Source organism: Schwartzia succinivorans DSM 10502 (assembly GCF_900129225.1).
Taxonomy (GTDB): Bacteria; Bacillota; Negativicutes; order Selenomonadales; family Selenomonadaceae; genus Schwartzia; species Schwartzia succinivorans.
Genome location: NZ_FQUG01000006.1, coordinates 142435 through 168935 on the forward strand (window position 1 = coordinate 142435; position 26501 = coordinate 168935).

Consider the following 26501-nt stretch of genomic DNA (forward strand, 5'->3'; position numbering starts at 1 on the left):
CATGAGTATCCGGCTGATTTCATATCTTCTGGGTCAGACGACAATTCTGGCCGGAATATCTATGCTGATTCCACTGGTATATACAGTGGTGAAAAAGACAGCAGAGATGCCGGCCTTTTTTGCGTCCGCGATTATCGTCATGTGCGCAGGAGAGCTGTTTCTTCATATAGGAAAAGAGCACCCCGACCGCATGAATGTCATGGAGGGAGCGGCCTTTATGTTCGGAGGCTCCGCCGTGCTTGCGGTCTGCGGTATGCTTCCATATCTTCTGTCTGGAAACCTTTCACTGGTGGATTCGTTTTTTGAAAGCGTATCAAATCTCACCACTACGGGAATTACCTTCTTTTCCCAGGACAGTCCGTATTCCCTGCGCTTTTGGGGAGGTATCATAAGCTGGCTGGGCGGGCTTTGCTTTGTCATGATACTGGTCACGATACTGCCTCAGGTGGTGGGGGGCTTCGGACTCACCATATCAAGGGAGCAGAATCTCATGTTCAGCCCTGTGCTGGGGCGTATGCGCCGTATGGCAGGACAGGCAGCGATGGTGTACCTTGCCATGACAGCCTTCACAACGCTTCTTTATTACATTGCGGATCTTGGCCCTATTGACTCCCTGCTGGCGGCAATGCTCACCCTTTCCACCAACGGCGGAAGCCAGCAGATGGGCTTTATAGTGAGGAACAGCGTCGCCCTTGAGATGGCGGCGATTATTGCCATGCTCATAGCCAGCACGAACTTTCTTATGCTTTGGCAGGCGGTGCATCACCGTTCCTTTAAGGAATTTTTCTCCGACGTGGAGCTTCGGGTATTTCTTCTCATGGTTGCCGTGTTCACATTGATTGTGGCATGGCATCTGAACTGGACGGGCACCTATGACAGTATTTCTGAAAGCCTCAGGTATTCCCTTTTTGCCGTTGTTTCCTTTGCATCTACCAGCGGCTTTATTGCGGCTCCTGTGGAGGACTGGCCTGACTTCGACCGCTTCGTTCTGCTGCTTCTTGTATTCGTCGGCGGCTGTATAGGGTCATCCACCGGCGGACTGAAGGTCAAGCGTTTCCTGATTCTTTTCAAAATGGCACTTTCAGAGGCAGAACGAACCCTGCATCCCCACATGGTTGCGGATATCCGTGTGGGAGAGCAGCATGTTTCAAGGCTGGGCGTTCTGCGCGTGCTTTCCTATTTCTTCCTGTTTCTGGCCACCTTCTACGTGTTCATCCTTTTCCTGACGATAGCGGATATTACAATGCCTGAGGCAGCCGGAATGGCAGTCGGTATGCTTTCCAGTGTCGGCACCGCGTCAGGACTCTACGGACACGAGACACTTATAGACCTGCCCGGCTGGACAAAGCTGGGCTGCTGCTTCTTTATGCTTCTTGGACGGCTTCAGATATTCGGAGTCCTGCTATTGGTCTCCGGAACCTCGCGCCGTCAGGAAAATCGATGGTAAGGGGGGCGTGCTTCAATGGACTTTTGGATTGTAGCAGAGGTACTGGGCGCGCTTTCATACTGTGTGAGCGCGGCGATGATGATACCTCTTGCCTATGCGGTATATGCGGCTGAGGGAGATGCCGCAGGAGTATTTTTCTATGCATCATTTGTAAGCCTTCTTCTTGGCGGCGCACTTCGTCAGAAAGGACACAAGCCGGACAGGGATTTTACCCTCAGGGAAGGAATTGCCATCACAACCCTTGGCTGGATGATGGTATCCGTTCTGTCAATGCAGCCGTATCTTTACGGCGGTTGGCTGGGGCTTCTCGACAGCATAACGGAATCCGTGTCGGGACTCTCAGGTACGGGCGCGACGGTCATGGACGTTCTCGACCATCTGCCCAGAAGCCTTTTACTTTGGCGAAGCCTCACAAACTGGGTGGGAGGTCTCGGAATCATCGTCATATTCATGGCGCTTCTGCCCCAGTTCGGACGCGGCGCCGTCTACATGATGCAGGCGGAATCCACGGGCCCGACCAAGGAACGCCAGCTTCCACGGATAAAGGACAACGCGGCGGCACTTTTCAAAATATACCTGACCTTTACAGTGGTGTGCGGGATAGTGTATATAGTCTGTGGCATGACGCCCTATGACGGAGTCAACCACGCTCTCACCACCATAGCGACAGGAGGCTTCTCGACCCACGGTGAAAGCTTCATATACTATAACAGCTCCCTTCTCGAGGCGTGGGCAGTCTTTTTCATGGTAATATCCAGCGGCAGCTTCGGCATGTATGTTATGGCATGGCGCCATGGCGGACATGTGATACTGAAAAATACGGAATTCAAGGTATTTCTAGCTGTTTTCGTAATTGCTACGATAATTGTGACGATTGACCTTGTGACGGAAATGGGCTTTAACTTTACCCATTCCCTTCGCTGCTCCGCCTTTCAGGTTGCAGCGCTCTTTTCCACTACAGGCTACGTGTCCGACGACTTTGACCTTTGGCCCTCATTTTCAAAATCCGTGCTGCTTCTTCTGATGTTCGTTGGCGGCTGCGGAGGCTCGACAGCAGGCGGACTCAAAGTAATGCGTCTTGTGGTGCTGATGAAAATGGTAAAGGCTGCCGCGTGGCAGAAGCTTCATCCGCAAATAGTGGCTCACGTCCGCATGAACGGAAACATAGTGCCTCCCGATGTTCTATACGGAATCGCGCGGCACTTCTTCATCTATGTCATGCTCACGGTACTCTTTGCCTTTGCAATGATACTCGACGGAATATCCATGATAGACGCGGTCAGTGTTGCCGTATCTACAATGGGAAGCGTAGGACCGGGCTTCGGTATCGCGGGCGCGACGAGTACATACGCGCTTTTGCCGCCATTTTCAAAAGCAGTGGCATGCTTTGCAATGTTCCTTGGACGTCTTGAGATATTCACGGTACTGGCGCTGCTGCAGCCGGAGTTTTGGAGATGGCACAAGGCATGGTGATTTTTACGCCATGCTGTGTCAGCGGCCGCTCGGCGCAGCGATATTTTCGTTTATTGGAGAAAAAGAAGGTTTGTCTATGACAAACCTTCTTTTTGTGTATTACGCTTGGTTTTAGCTTTAACTTTGTTTCAGACGGGGCTTTGCCCCTTCTGACTTCCCCACACGGTGGGAGACCCCCGTAAGTTGATATGCCACTGGCATATCAACACCCTTTAACCGCCTGACGGCTCGAGGAAGCCGCGGCGTTACTCTCGTGGCAAGCTGCATACTCCGTCGCCCGCGTCTATACTGTATTACCGAAGCTGATTAGTGGTAGGCGTTATACTTCAGTAAAAAATTTACACTCGTTTCAGTTTTAGTACTAGTTTCAGACGGGGCTAGCTCTGTCGCGCTTGCTCCCCCCCGACAGCCTTCGGCTGCAAGCCAACATGCCACCGGCATGTTGACACCCTCCCGGAGGGGGCTTTTAACTGCCTCCCTCTCAGAGGGAGGTGGCACGCCGTAGGCGTGACGGAGGGAGTGATGTAGCGAAGGCTAAAGATATTTATCTGATTTCCATAAAATAAATCCGATATTTTCATATTTCGTTAAGCCACAAACTTCTCCTTAAAGAAGACACGGTGGGAGACCCCCGTAAGTTGATATGCCACTGGCATATCAACACCCTTTAACCGCCTGACGGCTCAAGGAACCCGCGGCTATACACTCTTGGTAAGCTGCACACTCCGTCTCCCGCGTCGTTACTGTATTACTGAAGCTGATTAGCGGTAAAGTCTAGATACTCCTAAGGCATTTAATTTTATGTAAAGCTACACGTTTTCTATGGAAATATTTAGTTATGACATACGCATTTACTTCTATGTAAAGCCAGCCACAAACTGGCCTTACCACGACAGTAAAATCGCGGGCGACGTGCATAACGGCCTCCCTCCATGAGGGAGGTGGCACGCGTAGCGTGACGGAGGGAGTGAATAAGCCACACCGCGGGAAAAGGAAAAAAGCGAAGCGTTTGAGGAGGGTGTTGACATGCCGGGGGCATGTCAACTTAGCGGGAACGTAGTTCCTGCGGTGGGGAAGAGCGAAGGGGCGACGCCCCGTCGCATACGATTATTTAGCAACAAAATATTCTGGGAGTATCTTGTCAAGTTGAAAAATATATCCTCAGGTTTTTATATCATATGTACAAATATATTCGGTTGTCCAAATTTACATCCATATAATTTATGTTCGTATCAGCTTTAACACTTTATTTCAGACGAGGCTTTGTCCCTTCTGACTTCCCCACATGGGGGGAGACCCCCATGGCCCCCTTTAACCGCCTGACGGCTCGGGGAACCCGCGGCGTTACTCTCGTGGCAAGCTGCACACTACGTCGCCCGCGTCGTTACTGTATTGGTGAAGCTGATTAGTGGTAGGCTTATGGTATATCTAAAGTACTTAATGCTATGTAAAGCTGTACGTTTTCTATGTAAACATTTAGTTTTGACGTACGCATTTACTCCTATGTAAAGCCAGCCACAAATTGGCTCTGCCACGACAGTAAATTCGCGGGCGACGTGCAATTTAGCCATAGAGTAGAGTTGGCCGCGGGAAAAGGAAAAAAGCGAAGCGTTAGGAGGAGAGTGTCCGGCGGGAACGTAGTTCCTGCGGTGGGGAAGGGCGAAGGGGCGACGCCCCGTCGCATACTGTCTTTGGCTATGACATGTCTAAAATCATCATGTAATATTTTGAAAAATATCCCCTTTTTACAATTTCATTAACATCAAGGCTGGAAGCTCCAGCCCTTTTCTGTTATACTTTAGTTATCGTAACAATAACGGAGGCGATACGAATGATAATTACGGGAGAACACAAGCTGACTGTCGGACGGCTTTCACTTTCGGCCATCAACACAGGCGCCCGCAAACGTCTTGCACGCAAAATCGTAGACGTGGATGATGTATATCTTCTGAATCTGAACCGAGAAAAGGGACACCTTCTTGTGCTGGCTGTAGAGGGAGAAACATGGAAGCTTATAGATGACACGGCAGCAGATCCTGAGAAGGGCTACAGTGAAATCTACCGCGAGAATACCATTGACCGCGAGGGCATTGAGCTTATCATCCGCGCGGCACAGAGCCAGCTGGCACGTTCTCCGGGACGTCCTGCACGGTACAAGGATGCCGAGGAAGGACAGGAAATTTTTGTCGCTCACATATATGAAGGAAAACCTATCCGGCAAATAGCAAAGGAAATGCACATGAGCCCGTCCACTGTACAGAAAATACTGAACCGTGTGCGCCTCAGGGTTGCCGATGACCTTGTAAACGGAGTGCTGCCGCTCAACCCTGAATCCGGGACATATTCCCAGAGCCTTGAGATTCTCCGCTGGGCTGTCAAAAACAGCACAGGAGAAAAACAGGAAAAATACCGTATGTTTCTGCACGAAGTTTTAATGTAATATCCGTGTTACAGAAATGCTAACGATAACGCAGCACACAAGCAGGGAGGATTGTCTGCGTATATCGGGGAGGATGGATTTGATGAAACAGATAGGTTTTTTGCTCCTTTGTCTATGTATGCTTTTCCCGACAGGGGCACAGGCAGCATCAATGATGGAGGTATCCTACTGGGAAGCGCGGGCAGGCTCCCTTGGAGATGTAGAGGTGGCAGGTCGTGATGAAATCAGGCTGATGAATGAAGCCCTCCGCGAAAAGGATACGCTCTCCGTTGATTTTTCAGCATATCCCGATGAACTGTCAGGTGATGTTGTTTCCACATACATAAAGGAAGCAACTCCATCTGCCGATGGACTTTCTGAGCTTGGAAAGGGCGGAGCAGTGAGCCGTCTTACCTCTGAGGACGTGGATGAGCTCCTTGCACTCAGAAATCTTGAGGATGTTCCTGCGGTCGTACCCGTGCGGTACGCTGTGACGGTGACAAGGGCAAACCTCAGATTTCTTCCGACGGCTACGGCATGGGTTGATGCTTCAGGCGTTCGGAAGGAAGACCGTCTGCAGGGAACGGCTGTTGACCCTGCAGAGCCTTTGGCAGTACTCATGGACAGCGACGACAAGAAATTCTGCTTCGTGCAGATGCGAAACTACCGCGGCTGGGTATCGAAGGACGACATTGCCTTTACTGACCGTGGAACATGGATGAACTACGCCGCGCCGTCGAGATTTCTCGTAGTCACTGCGAACCTTGCGATGGTAGATGTTGGCGGAAGAAAAGAAATATTTCAGATGGGAAGCCGCATTCCGCTCATTGACCACGCGTGGCAGACATGGAAGATATCCGTGCCCACAGCAGATGTGTCGGGACGGCTGGTGGAAAAGCGCGTATCCGTACCACATGATGTGAAAATTTTCCATGAAGGATGGCTTTCCTACACAACAAATAACATCATCCGTCAGTCCTTCCGATTCCTGGGCGACGCGTACGGCTGGGGCGGACTGGATAACAGTGTGGACAGCTCGGCATTGGTGGCAGATGTATATCGGACGGTAGGAATAGAGCTGCCAAGAGACAGTGCCCGACAGGAGCTCGCCATGAGCCATCGGGTGGAGCTGCCGCCTATACTTACTGAAGATGAAAGAAACTCCGTAATTGCCTCCGCAATGCCGGGAAGCCTGCTTTTCCAGCCGGGACAGGTCTCGGTGCTTCTCGGAACAACACATGAAGGAAAACCGATGGTGCTTCAGGCACTCTACCAGTGTGGAGCAAGCGGACTGAACGGAACAGAGATGCAGTACCCCTGCAGAGTACTTCTTTCCAGTCTTGCGCTTCTGGGAGATGACGGAAGGACGTTTTGCAAGAGGATTACGAGTGTGGGAACGATGATACCGTGAAAATGAAAACAGGAGTGACCGAAAAGGTCATTCCTGTTTTTTATGGTTTTGAAATATATCCGACTAGCTTAAATGCTGTATAAAAATTTATTCTATTGTCCAAGTTTAGTTCTATGTGCTCTATGTTCGTTTCAGCTTTAGTACTAGTTTCAGACGGGGCTTTGCCCCTTCTGGCTTCCCCACATGGGGGAGTCCCCCATGGCCCCCCTCTAACCGCTCCTTCGTCGCTCGAGGAAGCCGCGGCGTTACTCTCGTGGCAGGCTGCACACTCCGTCTCCCGCGTCGTAACTGTATTGGTGAAGCTGATTAGCAGCAGGCCTGAAACCCGATAAAGGATTTTAGGTTTGAGTAAAATCTCGTCGCATGAATTAAAAAAATATGAAATGTTTTGCGATTGTAATTAGATTTGCAGGAAAAAGGTATTGAATATCGAATTATAGAATTATGACGAAGTGTTTTTTCAGGTCACTGCAGAGGAGAAAATTTTATGCAGCAGAAGATATACAGACTCTTCCTTGATAAGAGTGTTCTGGGAACGGCAGAAAAAAAGGAATTAAAGCATTACTGCGAAGAGATGAAGGAGCTGGCCGAAAAGAGCGGGGCGAAGTGCGCCCTTTTGAAGGTTCTTTTTCAGGGCATTTTTATGGTTGAGGCCGAGAAGATTGTAAAAAGCCTTCGAAAGCAGCTCCCGGGCATCGAGGTAGTCGGTGTATCGAAGACCTATTATGAAAAAATGAAGGGCCGCAGAAGCATCGAGCTCTGTTTTATCACGACGGAGCAGGCTTCAATCACGGTCATGGATTATAACGGTCTTGTGGAGGACTATGACGAGCTGGGGAAAAAGTTCGGAGAACAGGCGAAGGCCGTGGAAAACCTCAAGGCTGTCGAGGTCTACGTCACAGGGCTTAATACAGCCTTTTCGCGTTTTGTTGAAAGGCTTGGGGACGAGATTCCCGAGGTACCTGTTTTCGGAGCTATGTCGGGAATGTTTTTCCAATATAAGGGGGAGCTTCTGCAGGAGTCTATTTTTGAGCTTATAGGACGGGAGCTTTCCATCCGTCAGCCTGTGGAGCCGGAGGAGAAGATCACTTCGGATTACCGCAAAATCGCGGAGGCTGTTCATTCGCTTCTCCCGAAGGAGATGGGAAAGGCCGCGGAGTCTTCGGATATGCACCGGATTTTTATCGGATTTTTGCAGAAGCTTGATGAAACCTTCGGCATGAAGCTGGAGCAGTATGTTATTGGTAAAAAGGGAATACACATGGGTGCTCTCATGATTTTTTACAGTGGTGAGAGTCTGCACGTTCATGGGGAGCATATACTTGGGTGGAAGCCCATCGGAAAGGAAATGGTCATTACAGAGACTTTCGGAAACAACTGCCTTTCAAGGATTGATGATGAGCCTGCGACAGAGATTTATAAAAAATACCTTGGGGTAGAGGCCGGTAAAACGCTCTTTTTTGCGAATATTGTCGAGTTTCCAATGGTCATTGAGCGTGATGATGTGCGGATAGCCCGTGTGCCCTTCTTTTTTGATGAGCAGCATCGTCTTTATATGGTCGGCGATGTGCGGCAGGGCGAGAGAGTGCGCCTTGCCTACGGCAATCCCCGGGAGATTCTTTCGGAGAGCCGCAGGGCGAGCCTGCGTATGGAGGTGTTTTCGCCTCAGGTGCTTTTCATGTGTACCTGCAGCAACCGTCAGGTGTTTATGGGAGAACTGGAAAACACGGAGATAGGTTATTTCAGCCGTCTTGTTCCCGATGTGGCAGGGGTTTTGGGGCAGGCAGAGGTGTTCCGCCATCATAAAAAGGGCGGTATCATGAACAATACTGTTGTCTTCCTCGGTCTTCGTGAGGGTGATGAGCGGACTGATTATCAGGAAGAGGTCGTTGCGGAGGATAAAAAGCCCGTCGGCGTTATTCCTTTTTCCACCCGTCTTGCTTCTTTCCTTGATGCGACGATGAAGGAGCTGGAGGAGAAGAATGAAACTCTTGAGGAAATGGCCCACGCTCTGGCGGACAAGACGCAGGAGTTCGGTCATCTGGTGCAGAAGGCTGATGCGGCTAATATTGCGAAGTCCCAGTTCCTTTCAAATATGAGCCATGAAATCCGCACGCCTATAAATGCCGTGCTGGGCATGGATGAGATGATTCTCCGTGAGACGAAGGAGCCCTTTACCCGCGAATACGCGGAAAATATCCGTGGCGCAGGCAACAGTCTGCTGTCTCTCATAAATGATATTCTTGATTTTTCAAAGATTGAGTCCGGGCGCATGGATATCATCCCTGTGGAGTACGCATTGAGTTCCGTCCTGAACGATATCATGAACATGCTGAGCAAGCGGGCAGGAGACAAGGGGCTCAGGTTCATCATAGAGGTAGACCCCTTCCTGCCAAGTGTTATAAAGGGTGATGAAATCCGCATAAAGCAGATTCTCACGAATATCATAACCAACGGAATCAAGTATACGGAAAAGGGACAGATTACTCTTACTGTGCGCGAGAAATACAGGAAGGACGGCGAGGTGCGTCTTTATTTCGAGGTAAAGGATACGGGAATCGGAATAAAGAAGGAGGACATTCCGAAGCTTTTCTCTGCCTTTGAGCGCATAGAGGAGGAAAGAAACCGCACCATAGAGGGAACAGGTCTGGGCATGAATATCACCCAGCGGCTTCTTGCGCTTATGGGGGCGGAGCTGAAGGTGACAAGTACCTACGGCAGGGGCTCTAAGTTTTTCTTTGAGCTTACACAGCCCATAATGGATGAAACACCCATGGGCAATTTCGGCGATGCCGTAAGACGTATGATGCAGAACGAGGTGTACAGGGAGAGCTTTACAGCGCCTACCGCGCGCATTCTCGTAGTAGACGATACGGAGATGAATCTCACTGTTGTTAAGGGGCTTTTGAAGCAGACGAAGCTCGTCATTGACACGGCAGGCGGCGGAGAGGAAGCGCTGCGGCTTCTTTCCAAGCGTGATTACGACGTTATTTTCCTCGACCACCGCATGCCTGTCATGGACGGTATTGAAACCCTGAAGGCGTTCAGGGCTTCTGATTCTCCCCACAACAAATCCACTCCTGTGATTTCCCTTACGGCGAATGCCGTGTCGGGAGCAAGGGAGATGTATATAAAGGAAGGCTTTACGGACTATCTCACAAAGCCCATAAACAGCAATCAGCTGGAGGCAATGCTGGTGAAATACCTGCCCCCGGGAAAGGTGAAAATCACCGTGGCGGACAAGAAGAAGTCCTCGGATTCGGATCTTCCGAACTGGCTCTTTGGCATGCGGGAGCTTGATGTGAAGGCAGGTATAGAAAACTGCGGAACCTCGTCGGACTATCTTTCTACGCTGAAGGTCTTTTACGAGTCTATCCCCGAGATGGCCCGGGATATACAGGATGCCTATGACAAGAACGACTGGAAAAACTATACTATCAAGGTTCATGCCCTGAAGAGCACGGCGCGTATCATAGGCGCAATGGAGCTGAGCGAAAGGGCAAAGCGGCTTGAAAACGCCGGAAACGCGGGATATATAGAAGAAATCCAGAAGGATACGGAGGCTATGCTGACACTCTATAAAAAGTATCAGAATCTCCTGTCCATGTTCGGAGACAGCAAGGAGGAGGCTGACGAGAAGCCTGTCATTGGCAAGGATGAACTTGCCGAGGTTATAGGAACCATAAGGGAATTTGTGGAACAGTTCGATTACGACAGCCTGGGCTATGTGTTCGAGGAGCTTGCCGAGTACCGTATGCCCGAAAACATAAAGGGCTGGATGGAGAAGGTGAAGGCGGCTGCCATGAAGCCTGACTGGGACGAAGCAAAGCGCCTTTTGGATGAAGAAAGCAGAGGATAATCATGAAAGGCTTCAGAAATATGCTGAGCGGCAGATATGTCATAGTCCTTTTGATTCTTGTTTTTTTCACTGTGGCGGCAGGTGTCATCATGAGCTTTGCGGGCTCCGGGGAAAAGGAGCAGACCGCGGTGGGCATGGTGCTGCCTGCCAACTACGGGGAAATCATGGCGGCATCCGCACAGTATGATGGGATGAAGGCGGCCTGCGAGGAGATGAATATAAAGCTCATTGTCAGGAAAAATTCTGATATAGAGCTTCTTGACGACGATATACGTGCTCTTTCCGAGCAGGGCATCGGAATGATTTTTCTTTCAACTCCGAGCTACGTTCAGGCGGCAAAGGCATTGGTTGGAGGTTATCCAGACATAGCATTTTCCACCTCTACGCCAAATCAGTACAAAAAGAACATGACGGGATATTTCATACGCATGTTTGAAGGCCGTTACTACGCGGGTGTTGCGGCAGGAATGATGTCCGATTCCAATGTGGTAGGCTACTGCACAGGAAAGGAAACGGGAGAGGTGCGGGCTGACATCAATGCCTTTGCAATGGGAGTGAGGAAGGTAAAGCCTGACGCACGTATTCTGGTAATCACAGCAAGCAGCGAAGAGCTGATGGATGGCAAAATTAAAAGGGCCGTCAGGGAAAATAAGCTGGATGTCATCACATATCACCGTCTTGAAAGAAATGTAGAAAAGACTGCCGATGAGCTGGGGATAGATTACATAGGGGCATTTTCTCCGTCTCCGTCAAAATCTCCTCATCATCTGTTTGATGTATGCATCAGCTGGAAAATGTATTTTATTGACATGCTTAAAAGCTACAAAAAGGGTGATCTGAATTATGTGGATAATCACTGGACAGGCATGGAGACGGGAACAGTGTATCTCACCGGATATTCGGAGCGTGTTACCCCCGAGGCACGTAAAAAGGTACAGGAATGCATCGGCAAAATAAATGACGGGGAGTTTATTTTCACAGGGCCCGTCTACGACAACAGTGGCGTTCTTAGGATTAATGACGGCGATATAATGCCTGACAGCGCTATGATGAGTAATCTTTCATGGTATGTGAAGGGAGTGGAGAAGTTTGATTAAGGAATGGATCCACTTCGAATCTGAGGAAGTAAGAAACCGTTTTCTGCGGCGTATTACTGTAGAGTTTGCCCTGCTGTTTCTGCTGCTGACAGGCCTTGGCTTTATGCTGCAGACGAAGGTCGTCGGCCTTTTGAACGCCTCCATGGAGGACAGCCTTACCCAGATGGCGGAGGATGTAGCGCTTCTGATGGAGGCGCGGTTTCAGACGGAAACAGGAGAGCTTGGAAAGGCTGCCTCGGCTGCGGCCGAGCACCCTGAGGATATTCCCATAATGCTGGCCCATCTTAAAGGTGAATCCGATGAGGTTGGAATCCTCTACGCAAAGGACCGCTTTGATACGAGCCGCACGGTGAACAGAGTTGTTTTCCCGGGAATCGGGAATGCCTTTTTGGGCTATCCTGTGATGGACTTTGCGAGAGGCCACGGACTTGTCTTTGCGGTGCCGGTCATGCGCGGAGGCAATGTGCAGGGGATTTTTTACAGATATTACAAGCAGGAGAATCTTGCCAAGCATTTCAGCATCGCGCGGTTCAAGAGAAATGCCGCCCGCTTTATTATCTGCAGGAATGACTGTACCCCTGTCATGCCCTATGAAGTCTATGCCGACGATTACATGGACATATTCCTTGATGACACTGTTTATAACGGATTTTCCGACGTCGGCGAAAAGCTGAAAAATGAAAAGGCAGCGGCGCTTTATTACGGAGCCGGCGGTGAAAGATATTTTCTTATGGCGGCGGACATTGCCAATTCAAATCTCAGGGTGCTTGGCTTTGTGCCGTGGGAAGCTGTTGCGGGAGACCAGTTCCATATATATGACCTGGTGCTGGGTGTATTCGTGCTTTTGATGGTGCTTTTCGTCGCCATCAGCATGTATCTTTTCTATCAGCAGGCGAGAGCCGAGGAAAGCGACGAGCTTCGCCGGGCGAAATCCACCGCAGAGGAAGCAAGGCGGGTGGCGGATGATGCCAACAGAGCAAAGAGCGAGTTCCTTGCCAACATGAGCCATGAAATCCGCACGCCGATAAACGCGGTGCTGGGGCTGGATGAAATGATTCTCCGTGAGACGAAGGAAGCCTCCACGCGGCAGCACGCAAAGGAGATTGCCAGCGCGGGAAAGAGTCTTCTGGGACTCATAAATGATGTTTTGGATTTTTCAAAAATTGCTGCTGGGAAAATGGATATTATTCCTGTAGAATATTCAGTAGGATCCGTTATAAACGACATGATAAATCTCATTCACGGACGGGCAGAGGCAAAGAACCTAACCCTGAAGGTGGATGTGGACAGCGCTGTCCCCAGTGTGCTTCGGGGCGACGAGGTCAGAATAAAACAAATTATAACAAATCTTTTAACAAATGCGGTAAAATATACGGAGAAGGGAAGCATCACCCTGTCCGTAAAATTCGAACCGAAAACGGAGAAAATGCTCATGCTGGTGGTATCCGTGGCGGATACAGGAATCGGCATAAAGGCGGAGGACAAGGAAAAGCTTTTCACCGCCTTTGAGCGCATTGAGGAGGAGCGCAACCGTACCATTGAGGGAACGGGCCTCGGAATGAATATCACGAAGCAGCTCCTGACACTCATGCACGGCTGGATGGGTGTGGATTCCGTGTACGGCGAGGGCTCTGTCTTTACCGTGCATATACCCCAGGAGATAATAAACAGTGTTCCTCTGGGAGATTTCGACGCTGCATACACCGCATCAATCACCCAGACGGACATCTACGAGGAAAGCTTCAGGGCACCCGGCGCAAGGATTCTCATAGTGGATGACACGCCTATGAATCTTGAGGTGGCGAAGGGGCTTCTGAAGCAGACTGAGCTTCAGGTGGATACCGCGGGAAGCGGCGCGGAAGCGCTGAAGCTTTTGGCGGAAAGGGACTACGATGTGGTGTTCCTTGACCACAGAATGCCGAACATGGACGGTATAGAAACACTGGAAAAATTCCTCGCCTCCGAGGGAACGAGAAACAAAAAAATCCCCATGATATCCCTCACGGCAAATGCCGTATCGGGAGCACGGGAAATGTATATAAAGGCAGGCTTTACGGATTATCTGACAAAGCCCATAAACAGCGCGCAGCTGGAGGCGATGCTGATACAGTATCTGCCTGCTGAAAAGGTGCAGAGGGTGGCGGCAGAGGAAGAAAAGCCGATGGAGCCCCTGCCGGACTGGTTGTATGCCGTGGGAGACATACGCACGGAAAACGGTCTCGCTAACTGCGGGGGGACGGATGCGTACCTTGCGACACTAAGGGTATTTTATGATTCCATCCCCGAGGGACTTGCAGAAATCCGAAGTCTCTATGATAATGAAGATTGGAAAAATTATACCGTCAAGGTCCACGCCCTCAAAAGTACGGCGCGCATTATAGGAGCCGAGGAGCTCAGCAACCGCGCAATGCGCCTTGAGGACGCGGGGAACGCGGGGTATATAGAAGAAATAAAAAGAGACACGGAGGCGCTTTTGAATTTGTACGAGGCCTTCCGTGAAAAGCTCTCTCCTCTTGGCGAGGAAGAAGCCGATGAAAGCGAAAAGCCTCTCATCGGAGCTGACGAGCTGGAGGAGGCCGTGGGCGCTATCCGTGAAATGGCGGCGTCCTTTGACGAAGAAAGCATACGCTTCGTCTTCGAGGAGCTGAAGGAATACCGGATGCCCGAGGACAAAAAGGCATGGATGGAAGAAATCAGGCGCGCGGCAGCCCGTCTGGACTGGGATAAGGTAAAGGATTTGCTTGAAAGGAAAGCGTGAAGAATATGGAAGAGAAAAAGATTTTGTTTATCAACAGCGGAACCTCATTCATGGTAAATGCGGTACGCAAAAATCTCAAGGCGGCAGGATTTACAATGATTGAAATATCCTCGACGCTGAGTGAGCTGGAGGAGCATGAGGACGAAACGGATCTCTATGTATTTTTCCTTGATGGATTTGTCTCGGAAAAATCTGAGATACTGGCTGAACTCCGCGAAGTCTGCACTGAAAAGGAAAAAATGCTGGTGCTGCTTGGAAACCCTGTGGAGCTTGAGACTGTCGAAAAAACGATACCTGCTCCGCTTCTGGCGGCACGGTTTGTGCGTCCCTTTGACATGCAGAAGCTTGTGGACGAACTCAATCACCTTCTTGAGATTAACTCCGATAACTCGCGCCGCAAGAGTATCCTTCTTGTGGACGACGACAGCGCGTATCTCAAGATGGTAAAGGGCTGGCTCATGAACTACTACAGGGTTACCATCGTCACCAGCGGAACTCAGGCGCTGCTGCACCTCGCTGACAACCATCCCGACCTCATACTGCTGGATTACGAGATGCCTGTCATCAGCGGCCCGCAGGTGCTTGAAATGATAAGAAGCGAATACAAGGTGGATAAGATTCCTGTCATCTTCCTCACGGGCAAGGGCGACCGTGAGAGCGTAATGAAGGTAGTGTCCCTGAAGCCTGACGGATATTTCCTGAAATCCGCCAGCCGTGACGCGCTCCTCAAGGGGCTTCATGAGTTTTTTGAAAAACGCAGATATGAAATGCTGCATCAGAAGGGAGTCGTCTGAGAAGGATGAATGTCCGTACCAAAGGAGTCCTTATGGCAGTATCCGGGGGGACACTTTGGGGCGCTTCGGGTGTTGCGGGACAGTATCTTCTGCAGGACTGTGCCTTTCAGCCTGAATGGCTGGTGGCATCGCGCATGATATTTGCAGGGATTGTCTTCCTCGCTATCGACGCTTTCAGAAGCAGCGGTCACATATTTGATATATGGAAGAACCGCCGTGATGCTTTTATGCTCATATTCTTCGCGCTTGTGGGAATGCTTCTCGTGCAGTATTCCTACTTTGTCAGCATCATATACGGAAACGCGGCGGCAGCAACTGTGCTGCAGTACACAATGCCGGCTTTCCTTGTTGTGTACATGTCGCTGAAAAGCCGCAGACTTCCACGGCCGATAGAAATTTTATGCGTTCTGCTCGCTATGGGCGGAACGTTTCTTCTTGTCACACATGGAAGCCTTGAGACCTTCGTGATACCGCTGCCCGCTCTTGTGTGGGGACTCATATCGGGCGTGGCAGGTGCGGTCTATACACTATCACCGAAGGGACTTATCCGTGACTGGAACGCGCCCCTCGTCATCGGCTGGGGCATGATAGCAGGCGGCCTGCCACTGTCCATAATCGCGCCGCCCTGGGACAGCACGGGAGTGTGGAATCTGTACTCATCACTGGCTTTTATCTATATACTCATATTCGGAACAGTGTTCGCCTTCTGGCTCTACCTCGGGAGTACGCAGTACATCCAGCCGGGTGAGGCAGGGGTACTGGCATCTGTGGAGCCGGTGACAGCAATAGTGATTTCATCCCTGCTTCTGGGACAGTCCTTTGTGCCGATGGATTTTATAGGCAGCGCGCTTATACTTGCCAGCGTGTTTTTGCTGGCGAGGTAGAATGATAGGATTGTTTTCGATGCTTGCACCATGATATACGTTGTGCTATGCTTTAGATAAAGAAAAGGTGCTGCCGGTAGACGGTCGCCCAGAATACTAGAACAGAGATAGCCGCCTAGTTTTCCAGACCGGGGCGGTTATTTCTGTTTATTGGCGTTAACACCAAGCGTGTAGCCCAGTGCGAATATCGTAGCCGTATATCCGAGAACGGATAAAAGCTCTGATATCGACATGGCATCAGCTCCCTCCTTTGAAAGATTCCCGTAAGGGTTTCTATGTCAACGAAGGGTCACAGTCCCTCCGCAGAGGGCGAACCGCCTACCGTCAATGGTAGCACCAAAGAGAATTGTACACCTATTTGAAGCAATCTGTCTATAATTTTGAAATGCTTGTTCGGTGTTTGATTCATAGACCAGCTTTCTCGCATTGGAACGATATGATAAAAATCCCTGGGTAGAGATGCCATCTGATGATACAGTTTCGCAAAATACAATCATGATATTTTGGCAGTACGTCTTTACTGCTGAAGTTGAAGACGCATAGATTTACTGGCAATGGCGGACCGATTAAAGGGTTGTTAACTGGTATTTGTTTGAGCGAGGTAGTACAAATGGCTATTTCCAGAAGAGAATTCCTTAATAATTTAGAAGATTACCATGACATATTTATGGAACGGATTTTTCTATTAGGAGCTTATCCTGATTCGCCTGATGTTAATCATTGGATAAATGAATTAGTTACTTTCTGCCTGATATTTGATGGTGTAAAAGTGAAGTCTAATGAGCCGACATCAAACGATTATCTAACGTTTCTGTTGACAAAAGTTGATACAATTTCAGATGTTAAATTCTTTACAGGGGTACATGACGGTAAGCCAATCCAATTTAAGAATGATGATGATTGCGAAAGGTTTATCAAAATTTGGAAAGACTTAAGAATAGATTTAGCCAATAGTTTTTCTTCTGAAGTGAATAACACCAAGTCTTACTACAGTGATTTGATTAAACAGCTAATATAATGCGCATCTCTAACCAAATTGGATTAGAGAAACTGAACAATATGACTTTTCTTAGACTGGCAGATTCGTCTGCCGGTCTATTTTTTATGCTGCCGGATACATGCTGCGATTCTCGAAACGGCGATTATTCAAGGGATGTGATGAAAGTACACCGAGTAAGTAATTGTGTGCAGGAATAAAATATCTGATGTCGAATCTAGACATATAAATGACAAATTTGTTTATATGTATAAATGGTACAATTTTTTGCACAGTCACATTGCTATAATGACATTACAAAGAGGAAACGGAATCTGTATGAAGGAGGCAAAGTATCATGATTGGTGGATTGTTTCTCGACGGCTATGAGTTGTTAGATGCAGAAGGCAACACTATAGCAAAAAAATACGTTGTACATCACTTAAGAATGGTTATTGCTGACCGTGAAGGAGTTAAACCTGGCGAGGTGTATACAGTCCGTTCAGTTACAACCGGTCGGACATTCAAGGTTACCAGTAAAACACCATCGGCTGCATGGCATGAATTTGACAGAGAGTGTGCTATGCTTATTGACTAATAATGTGGGAGGGACGGACAAAATGAGCGATTATCCATTTGACTATAAGTCCTATATGAATCTTTTGCATGATGATGATTATATTGCATTGTATGACTACTATTCCAAAGAAACCATGATGGGAATATTAGGGGTAGCTCGTCAAGAAAATCCTCATAGTAGTTTTTTGCGCTGGCTTTTGGATATGAATAGCGAGCACGGTTATGGAAGTATTCCTATGCGCAATTTTTTCCATACTATATGTTTTATGAATAATGAGATTTATGCAGGTGCTGCTTGTGAAAATCCTACTGATGAAAATAATTTGCTTGGCAAAGATAATGATTACTTACTAAATGAGATTCAGTACGGGAGATATGAAATTATTAAACAGTATATTGTAACGGAGCTTGTTCTTGAAGGGAAACGTCGTGCTGACATTGTTGCTGTCGCACAATTGAAATTCCAACGATTTAATGAAAAGAAAAATGTTCGCAATATATTAATACTTATTGAGAATAAAATTCATAGTTATGAGCATGATAATCAGACAAAATCATATGTGTCAGATTTAAAATCTCCTAAAGTGGTTAAGAAAATAATTGAGAATTTGCCATTTGACGAAGCAGATATAAAAACCGCTATAAAGCTATATGTATATTTGAATGCCTTTTCAACAACGGAACTTAAATTTAATGCCAAAGAGAAAAACACGGGGCAATTAAAGCAATTTGCAACGTCCTCGGATTATATCACCATTAATTATCAATCCTTGCTTGATGGCCTTATTGAACCATTGGCACATATTTCAACGGATGCAATAACAACACAAAGAATAAATGATTACATTCGCTGTCTTGGGCAGGCGAAAATAACATCAATGGACAAGGAAACCGAAAAAAAACATAAACATAATAAAATTAATGATGAGTACTTAATTATGGCTGTTTCTAACCATGAGCAAATATTAGCTAGACAGCTATGGGGAAAGTATCATGAAGTTATTCTGCCTATATTGGAATCGATATTTAATGAGGCGCAATATAAGGGATTTATTTTAAGAGAGAGCGAAAAGGATTTTTGGCTGTCCATAGCTAATTTATATCGTTTTATGGAGATAGATAGTAAATTGCAGGAGATAGTCAAAAACTCTAATAAGCGTTCAAAATTTATATTTAATGAGCTCGAATATATATCGAATAATAGGGGAAGAAATATTGGTGTTCTTGCCAGAGATATAATTTGTGATTTTATACAACAGCATGAACAGCAATGTGATATTAAATCATTAAGAAGAAGGCTACAAGAGAAATTTAGAAGTAATTGGCTGAAGGAAGTGATTTTGTTTGAATCCGAGATAATAAAAATAAAAAATAATTATGAGGATTATAAAAAGGAATATGAAGGTAAGTATAAATATCTTACCGAAAACATAGCGGATTTTGAAGGCTATTTTTTCTCGGATAAAAATATGGCAATAAAGTTAGAAAATGGAGATTTTGCTTATGTAGCTAAATATTGGTCAGCTGATGGTATTGAGGAATTGATTAAAATGCTTGATAGTGTATATTCCACTTCATACACTACAAAAGTTGAGAGAGTGTCTTAAATAATGAGGAATAGTGACTATGTACGGAAATGACAGGAAGAAATTACTTATACTCCTAATACTGGAAGTTTTGCAGCAGTATACGGATGAGGATCATCATCTTTCCCAGCAGGAAATACTTCGTATTTTAAAGAGGGATTATGATATCACCTGTGACAGGCGATCAGTTAGGTCAAATGTGCTTGATTTGATTGATCTGGGGTATGACATCTGCATGGATGATGGCTATTACTTTGCCAGTCGGGATTTTGAAAATGCAGAATTACGGATGCTCATTGACAGCGTTCTGTTTTCCCGACATATTTCTCCAACCCAGGGGAAACGCTTAATAGATAAACTGCAGGACCTGGGCAACAAATATTTTAAACCAAAGGTTTCCCATGTAATTGCCTTGCCGGATTTGAATCATACGGACAATAAACAGGTGATGATAGTTGTAGACACACTTAATGATGCTATAGAGGAAAAGAAGAAGGTGGAGTTTACATATAATTCCTATGGCACGGATTTTAAGCTTCATCCCAGAGAGCACAGCCCTTATCTTGTCAGCCCGTATCAGATGGTGGCCAGTAATGGCAGATACTATTTATTGGGCAGCATTGACAGATATCAGGGTATTACCCATTTCAGAATTGACCGGATTACAGATATTAAAATGACTGATATACCCATAAAGCCAGTAAAAGAAGTGGAAGGTCTGGAAAATGGATTCAATCTGCCTAAACACATGGCGGAACATACCTATTTGTTTTGTGGCGAAAGTGTTCCAGTCAAGCTAAAAACTTCCGTTTCAATGATGAATGATCTTATAGACTGGTTTGGGAAGGATTTCAGTATCATTGAGAAGAATGATGACGAAATTACAGTAAGTGTAAAATGCAATTACAATGCCATGTTTTACTGGGCCTTACAGTATGGAGCGAATGTTGAAGTATTGGCGCCCAAGGAATTACGCAAGGAATTAGCAAAGACGATTCAGGATATGAATAATAGGTATAAGCTGTAGATTGGAGGAGATCATTATGAAAATAAGTGATATTCGGAATGAGTTAAACCGTATAAATATGCATGAAAATCCTATAGAAATTCCCGGTACAGCCAAAGAAATGCTCCAGGGTGCAGGCGTGATGGAAAATGATAAGCTCATTCCATTGCAAAATATAGATAGTATCATTGCTCAAGATGGGGCAAAAAGTAATTGTGGTAAGCCATGGTTTAATACTATTCCTTTTGGTACGCCTAGTGATACATTTCCTTATTTGCTTGCAGTATGTAGGGGAAAAAGCACTTTAAATAATATTTTGAGAAATATCAAGGAACAATGTTCAAAAATGGTCGAAGAGGACCGATATAAGGACACTGAAAAAATAGTAGTTTTATTAACTGATAAGTGGGATAACAACATATTTGAAAAATACGATAAAGTTTTTTTAAATCATGTATTAAGAGATAAATTCCGCTTTATCATATTATTAGTTACTTCATATGGCTATACTCAAATTCCATTTTTTCCTAATAACAGAAATGCGTTAGAGAAGCTCGTCAATGAAGTAGTTGAAGATGATTTAACTATTGAAAATGTATATGAACTTTTGGAATCTGAATCTTTTGAGTACATTTATTGGGGCGGAACCTGGAAACAGTACGAGGGTTATACGTATCATTTTGATATTATGGCAAGAGAATGGCGTAAAATCAATGTTATTGAAGAATTGGGTTATGGAAAAATTCCAAAGAATGCCTTATTAAAATTTTTTAACAGCGTGCTTTGGATTAAGGATCGACGTGAACGTAGAATTGAACCAAAATCAATCACCAGTGCCAAAGACTATCCTAGCTACACGTTACATATTTTTGGTAAAGAGGTGTGCTGGTATCCTGTATCCAAAGACGAAGATAAATTATTTGGTGAATTAACTGAAAATATGGAAGAATTTATGGAAAAATGTGATAAAAAATGGAGAAAATAGATGGATGTTTTATCTTTCGTCAATTCCAAAGATATAAGAGAGTATCTGCATGAAATCGATTATAAATGTGATTCAATGCAAGCCGCATGGCTGGTATACCAAAGTGCAGATAAGACAATGGAAGAAAAGCACGCTGCTTATCGCTGGATTATCGATAATATGCCTGACTGCCCTATGCCTAAACGTCGCTTTGCTGTTGCCAGGGAAAGCCTTCATGCCTTTTTGCAGGAGCATATGGATTTTTGTGAGAAACATAAGGCTCAGATTGACCGGAACCAATATCTGGAAAATTTAACCGATGATGAACAAGACTTGTATAGGGATGCTTTTGAAAGCCGTTGGTACTGCTTTCCAACTCCGTTCAGAAAAGGGGACTTGGTGCATCTGTTTTGGGAAAATCCGCATAAACATAGGTGCTGTGGCGGTGTTTTTGTGCTTGATAACATCGCAAATAATGAGGAGGATATCAAGAGATGTGTCCATGGTGATACATCAGATATGAACGCCTATGGATGGTTTCAGGATCCCGATGGTACTGTATATAACGAAGTAATGTTTAATTACATGGATTTGGTGAAATTTAAGGGAGAGTTATACGGACAAGAAAGACTCCTTATTGCCATAAGCAACTTTGTTCAGGGAAAACTTGAATTTGAACTATTATTACAGTCACAAAGGACTTTGATGATGCGGGATTACGGGGAGTCATGGATGCCTAATTGGTATACGGATGAAGGTATGGAGCTTGCCGGGTTATCTAAGCTGCCTAAAATGACTAAACGGCAAAAGAAGGCTAACCGATTGCGTAGGCGAAGAGAGGGCCGATATTACACATGAGATTAAAGTAATAGGGTATAAACTTGAGGGCGTTATATGTCGATTATACAAAATGCCGATAAAACTTTAAAAAATATAGCATATGAGAAAGCGCATAGAGAGTACGGACATAATCTCCCGGTAATTGTACAGGACAGACTTGAAACGGAGCTTAAGATTATTATTCAGCACGATTATTCCGAGATGTTTATGATTTCGCAAGAAATTGCTCAACAATTACGCGATGACGATTATCCGTTTTGTTACAGCGGAGTGATTGGCTCATCGTTGGTTGCATATTTGGCGGGAATCACAAATGTTAATCCGCTCCCGCCCCATTGGCATTGTCAAAAGTGCTGCCATAGTGAATTTGTCACTGATGGAACTTATGCGTCAGGCTTTGATTTGCCCGACAATGATTGCCCCGATTGTGGCGAACCTATGACAAAAGATGGGCATGATATCCCTTATGCGGTTTTATTTGGGATAGACGGCGGTAGGAAGCCGTATATCGCTATAACCATTCCCATGCATGAACAGCCTTTTGTCAAAAGGTTTATCGAGCAGCTGCTTTTAGGGAAGGATAATGTATCAATTACAGAAACTGTTGAACCACCACCGTATGAAACTATGAAGCCATATGTTCAAGTGCATTTAGGCGAGCATACCTTGTATATTCTCAAGTACAATGAGTTGGATTTGCTCAAAAAGCTGGAGGATAACACGCATTGTTCCCTTTTGGACATATCTTTTGACGATTTTCATACGCTTTCATCAATTCGCTTTGCTGAACCACCTGGGTTTGAGGAGTGGAGATATGAAACCAGTATGCGGGGGATTAAGGGATTTTCAGATCCTGATGTTTGTCAAATTCTATCGGAAATTAAACCCAATTGTTTCAGCGAACTTGTAAAAATTTCTTCTCTATCACATGGATCAGGCACTTGGTGGGGTAACGCTGAGGCGTTAATACGAGATGGCGTGTGCACAATCAGCAATGTGGTGGCGAATCGTGATGATGTTATGCTGTATCTTATTCGAAAAGGTATTAAGCCATCGGACGCTTTTAGGATAATGGAGACTGTACGCAAGGGTAAAAAGGTTGACCGGGATACGGAAGAAATGTTAAAAGCACACGATATCCCTGGTTGGTACATTGCTTCATGCAGAAAAATCCAGTATCTAGTTCCTCGTGCTCATGACGTAAGTTGTGTTATGGCTGCATATCAACTGGCGTATTACAAGGCTCACTATCCGGAGGATTTTTATCGCGCGTATATTGAGGTGTTTGCAGACAAATCCGATATTGAAGTGATAAAAGATGGGAAGAATAAAGTGAATGAAGAATTGGATAAAATAATGGATGCTAAATATTTAGGTAAAGGAATGGAAGAATGGGAAGAAAAGTTAAACTTGTTTAAAATTGCACATGAAATGTATCTGCGTGGATATACTCTTTGAAATTTTTAATTACCTTTGATGGAGGGGAGCTCCTATATCTGGTGTACTCCGTAATATATTTGCTCAAATATATTTCCATAGTAGAAATTTTATCAAACAATGAGGTAGGAAAATGTGGTGGATTAAAAAGGATAAAAAATATACAGAGTTACATAGAAAAGTTGAAGACATAGCATCAACTTTAACTTTTGATGATTTTTTATCTCTGTGTTTGCGTGGGAATCCGGTTCGGATATATGACGGACTTGATTTTCAACGGAAAAAATGACCATTTATGCAGAAGTATTATGTAATAACGGCTTTTATAGGTATATGTTGCAGAATCAATAGGCAGATGGAGTGATGATGTTATGATTACAAAAAACAATTATTATTTTGATGAATATATTGCTTTTTTTAATACAGATACAGCTTTAAATAAGCGTGTGGAACTTAATGCACAAACAAAAATGAGTTTGAATAACTCTGTGATGTCAGTGAAAGATTATATAGAAACAGCAGCCCGTTGGGGGTGGAAAGCTGTTGCTATTACGGATATATGTACAGTAGAGGCATTTCCTGAAGCTAGACAAGTTGTTGATTTGGGAAAGCTGGATATAAAAATCATTTACGGTATGAAGGTTTGCATGGAAGGCGACACGTGGGAACAACATGTTTTAGGCCACGCTGTTATTTTAGTAAAAAATAGTGCTGGTCTGCGTAATCTATATAAAATTGTTACGTTATCCCTTCTTGAACCTTGTGATATTGACCATTGCATCTCAAAAAAAATTCTGCAAATCAACAGAGAGGGAATACTTCTGGGATCAGCAGGGATGGATGGCGAACTGGTAAGAGCGATAGCTTCACAACAAAGTAATGATAATCTTTTGGAAATTGCCGATTTTTATGATTACTTGGAAATACAGCCAATCGATAATTATGCTGCACTGATTGATGATGTTGATTATCCAAATATTTCCAGTGATGAAGATTTACGTGAAATAAACAGAAAGATTGTTGAACTGGCCAAAACACTTGATAAACCATTTGTTGCTACAGGAGATGTACGTTACCTGAGGCCTGAGGATAATGTATGCCGCAATTTTATAGCCATTGAACTCGAAGAAAATCTTGATATCAGAGGCTCACAATTTTTACGTACCACAGATGATATGTTGGAAAACTTTATGTATCTCGGCAAGGCAACAGCATTTGATGCTGTTGTCTATAATCCGAGGCGTATTGTTGATATGATTGAAGATATTGTTCCAATTCCTGAAGGTACACATTTGCCGGTTTTACCTAATGCCGATGAAAGTATAGAAAATATTTCATATGAAATGGCACACAAATTATATGGGAAAAAACTACCTGCTGTCGTGGAAACCAGACTCACTAAGGAACTGAAGAATATTATTAATCATGGCTATTCGTCTGTTTTTTTAATTTGGCATACACTTGTAAAGAAAATCCATGAAAGAGGTTATCATACTATACCATATAAGTTCATAGCTTCATCGTTTGTTGCATATCTTGTAAAGATTACAGATATTAATCCCTTACCACCTCATTGGCGTTGCCCAGAATGTCAATACAGTGAATTCGTTTCCGATGGAACATACATGTTTGGAACAGATTTACCTAATCGAGATTGTCCTCATTGTGGCAAGCGCCTTGGTAAAGATGGATATGATATGCCTTATGAGATATTTTTTGGTGATGATCATATCAAATCCACGGAGATGATTGAAATCGGTTTTCCATATGAGCGGAAAGATGCTGTTTTTTCACATATAAAACAAATCCTCGGACAAGATAAGGTGTTCCATTTAGGCCTAACTCGTATCATTTCAGATAAATATATCTTCTTAGAGGTTCAAAGTTACCTCGAAAACATGGACAAAGAACGACTAACTGAAGTATTTGGTCATACTTTGACTAAATTTCATTACAATGGTGATGATGAGTACGTGCAGAGGTTTATGGAGAAGAGACTCCACGGAGTAAAAGTTTCAAATGATGGACTTCATGGTCAGCTAGTGGTTATTCCACAGAATATGGATTCCAATGATTTTACACCACTTCTAAGGACATTCGAAAAATATGATGATGGTTGGCTGACAACACTTTTTGATAAGGAGGCACTGGGATGTCAGCTTATGTTACTTAGTGTTCCAGTAGCACGTGAACTGGATGTTTTAAAAAAATTGGAAGAAAAAACTGAATGTATGGCTTCGGATATATCATTGGATGATGTTGACACGCTTTCCTTATTATGTTCTGGGGGCACGCCTGGTATTGTGGATGAAGATTGTATAATGTCTCCTGATATATTTGACATTGTGTACTTTGGATTGCCTGATTTTAGTCGACTTCTATCAAAAATAAAGCCCAACAGCTTTAGTGAATTTGTAAAAGTTTATGGCTTGTCTCTTCGCCAATATATGATGATTAAGAAGATTAATACCGAGGAATTAATCAGTAGTGGTTTATGTAACATAAATGATGCGATAGGATCTCGTGAAGATGTTATGACATATCTCATCAGAAAAGGAATTGAACCAATTAAGGCCGCTCATATAATGGAAAATGTACGCAGAGGAAAAGGTATCAGCAAACATACGAGAAAAATGCTCAAAGCACACGACATTCCTGATTGGTACATAAATTCATGCCAAAAAATTTACTACTTACATTCCCGTGCCCAATTCATTGGCCGTTTAACAGTGTCATATCAACTGGCGTATTACAAAGTTCATTATCCAGAGGAATTTTATCGTGCGTACATTGAAAGTTTTGCAGACGAATCCGATATGGACGTGATAAAAGACGGAAAAAATAGAGTACAGGACGAATTGAATAAACTAAAAGATATTGGAGACTTGGATGAAGACTTGCAAGATAAGTTAAAAATTTTAAAAATTGCTCAAGAAATGTATATTCGAGGATATACACTATAAAATATTTA

General features: G+C 45.1%; 18 protein-coding genes. All 18 read left to right on the plus strand.

Translation table 11 applies throughout. From position 1 onward, the window contains the following. Nucleotide 1: 1 nt before the first annotated feature. The 18 genes from BUA83_RS08730 (at nucleotide 2) to BUA83_RS08810 (ending at nucleotide 26493) form a co-directional block, all read left to right on the plus strand. Nucleotides 2-1447, plus strand: coding sequence for a TrkH family potassium uptake protein (locus BUA83_RS08730; RefSeq protein WP_072935853.1), 1446 nt, complete (start codon nucleotides 2-4; stop codon nucleotides 1445-1447). Between the two features lie 15 nt (nucleotides 1448-1462). Then, nucleotides 1463-2920: a TrkH family potassium uptake protein gene (locus BUA83_RS08735; protein ID WP_072935854.1), complete on the plus strand. Its 1458-nt coding sequence runs from the start codon at nucleotides 1463-1465 to the stop codon at nucleotides 2918-2920. A 1831-nt stretch (nucleotides 2921-4751) separates the two neighbouring features. Next, nucleotides 4752-5360, plus strand: coding sequence for an RNA polymerase sigma factor (locus BUA83_RS08740; protein ID WP_072935855.1), 609 nt, complete (start codon nucleotides 4752-4754; stop codon nucleotides 5358-5360). A gap of 82 nt (nucleotides 5361-5442) precedes the next feature. Continuing rightward, nucleotides 5443-6750: an SH3 domain-containing protein gene (locus tag BUA83_RS08745; RefSeq protein ID WP_072935856.1), complete on the plus strand. Its 1308-nt coding sequence runs from the start codon at nucleotides 5443-5445 to the stop codon at nucleotides 6748-6750. 487 nt (nucleotides 6751-7237) lie between these two features. Then, nucleotides 7238-10609, plus strand: a complete 3372-nt coding sequence (locus BUA83_RS08750) for an ATP-binding protein (protein WP_072935857.1) — start codon at nucleotides 7238-7240, stop codon at nucleotides 10607-10609. Between the two features lie 2 nt (nucleotides 10610-10611). Further along, complete coding sequence (locus BUA83_RS08755) at nucleotides 10612-11706, plus strand: BMP family ABC transporter substrate-binding protein (RefSeq protein WP_072935858.1); 1095 nt, start codon at nucleotides 10612-10614, stop codon at nucleotides 11704-11706. After that, nucleotides 11699-14464, plus strand: coding sequence for a hybrid sensor histidine kinase/response regulator (locus BUA83_RS08760; protein ID WP_072935859.1), 2766 nt, complete (start codon nucleotides 11699-11701; stop codon nucleotides 14462-14464). Before BUA83_RS08755 ends, BUA83_RS08760 begins: the two co-directional genes overlap by 8 nt. A gap of 5 nt (nucleotides 14465-14469) precedes the next feature. Continuing rightward, the gene (locus BUA83_RS08765; RefSeq protein WP_072935860.1) at nucleotides 14470-15258 is read left to right on the plus strand and encodes a response regulator; all 789 of its coding nucleotides are present in this window, start codon (nucleotides 14470-14472) and stop codon (nucleotides 15256-15258) included. A 32-nt stretch (nucleotides 15259-15290) separates the two neighbouring features. Further along, entirely contained in the window at nucleotides 15291-16142 is an 852-nt protein-coding gene (locus BUA83_RS08770; protein WP_234988307.1) for a DMT family transporter, read from the plus strand. Between the two features lie 610 nt (nucleotides 16143-16752). Continuing rightward, nucleotides 16753-17160, plus strand: a complete 408-nt coding sequence (locus BUA83_RS08775; protein ID WP_072935862.1) for a hypothetical protein — start codon at nucleotides 16753-16755, stop codon at nucleotides 17158-17160. Nucleotides 17161-17476: 316 nt separating this feature from the next. Further along, a complete protein-coding gene (locus tag BUA83_RS08780; RefSeq protein ID WP_072935863.1) occupies nucleotides 17477-17716 on the plus strand; it encodes a hypothetical protein in 240 nt (79 codons plus the stop codon). A 22-nt stretch (nucleotides 17717-17738) separates the two neighbouring features. Next, nucleotides 17739-19304: a PD-(D/E)XK nuclease family protein gene (locus tag BUA83_RS08785; protein ID WP_072935864.1), complete on the plus strand. Its 1566-nt coding sequence runs from the start codon at nucleotides 17739-17741 to the stop codon at nucleotides 19302-19304. A 19-nt stretch (nucleotides 19305-19323) separates the two neighbouring features. Further along, nucleotides 19324-20310 carry a helix-turn-helix transcriptional regulator gene (locus tag BUA83_RS08790; protein WP_072935865.1) on the plus strand — a complete coding sequence of 329 codons (987 nt, stop codon included), beginning with the start codon at nucleotides 19324-19326 and terminating at the stop codon, nucleotides 20308-20310. Between the two features lie 16 nt (nucleotides 20311-20326). Next, nucleotides 20327-21274, plus strand: coding sequence for a hypothetical protein (locus BUA83_RS08795; RefSeq protein WP_072935866.1), 948 nt, complete (start codon nucleotides 20327-20329; stop codon nucleotides 21272-21274). Beyond that, entirely contained in the window at nucleotides 21275-22111 is an 837-nt protein-coding gene (locus BUA83_RS08800) for a hypothetical protein (protein WP_072935867.1), read from the plus strand. It begins immediately after the preceding gene. 36 nt (nucleotides 22112-22147) lie between these two features. Continuing rightward, the gene (locus tag BUA83_RS08805) at nucleotides 22148-23551 is read left to right on the plus strand and encodes a PolC-type DNA polymerase III family protein (RefSeq protein WP_072935868.1); all 1404 of its coding nucleotides are present in this window, start codon (nucleotides 22148-22150) and stop codon (nucleotides 23549-23551) included. A 112-nt stretch (nucleotides 23552-23663) separates the two neighbouring features. After that, complete coding sequence (locus BUA83_RS12665; RefSeq protein ID WP_159430499.1) at nucleotides 23664-23819, plus strand: hypothetical protein; 156 nt, start codon at nucleotides 23664-23666, stop codon at nucleotides 23817-23819. A gap of 82 nt (nucleotides 23820-23901) precedes the next feature. Beyond that, the gene (locus BUA83_RS08810) at nucleotides 23902-26493 is read left to right on the plus strand and encodes a PHP domain-containing protein (RefSeq protein ID WP_072935869.1); all 2592 of its coding nucleotides are present in this window, start codon (nucleotides 23902-23904) and stop codon (nucleotides 26491-26493) included. Nucleotides 26494-26501 lie beyond the last annotated feature (8 nt).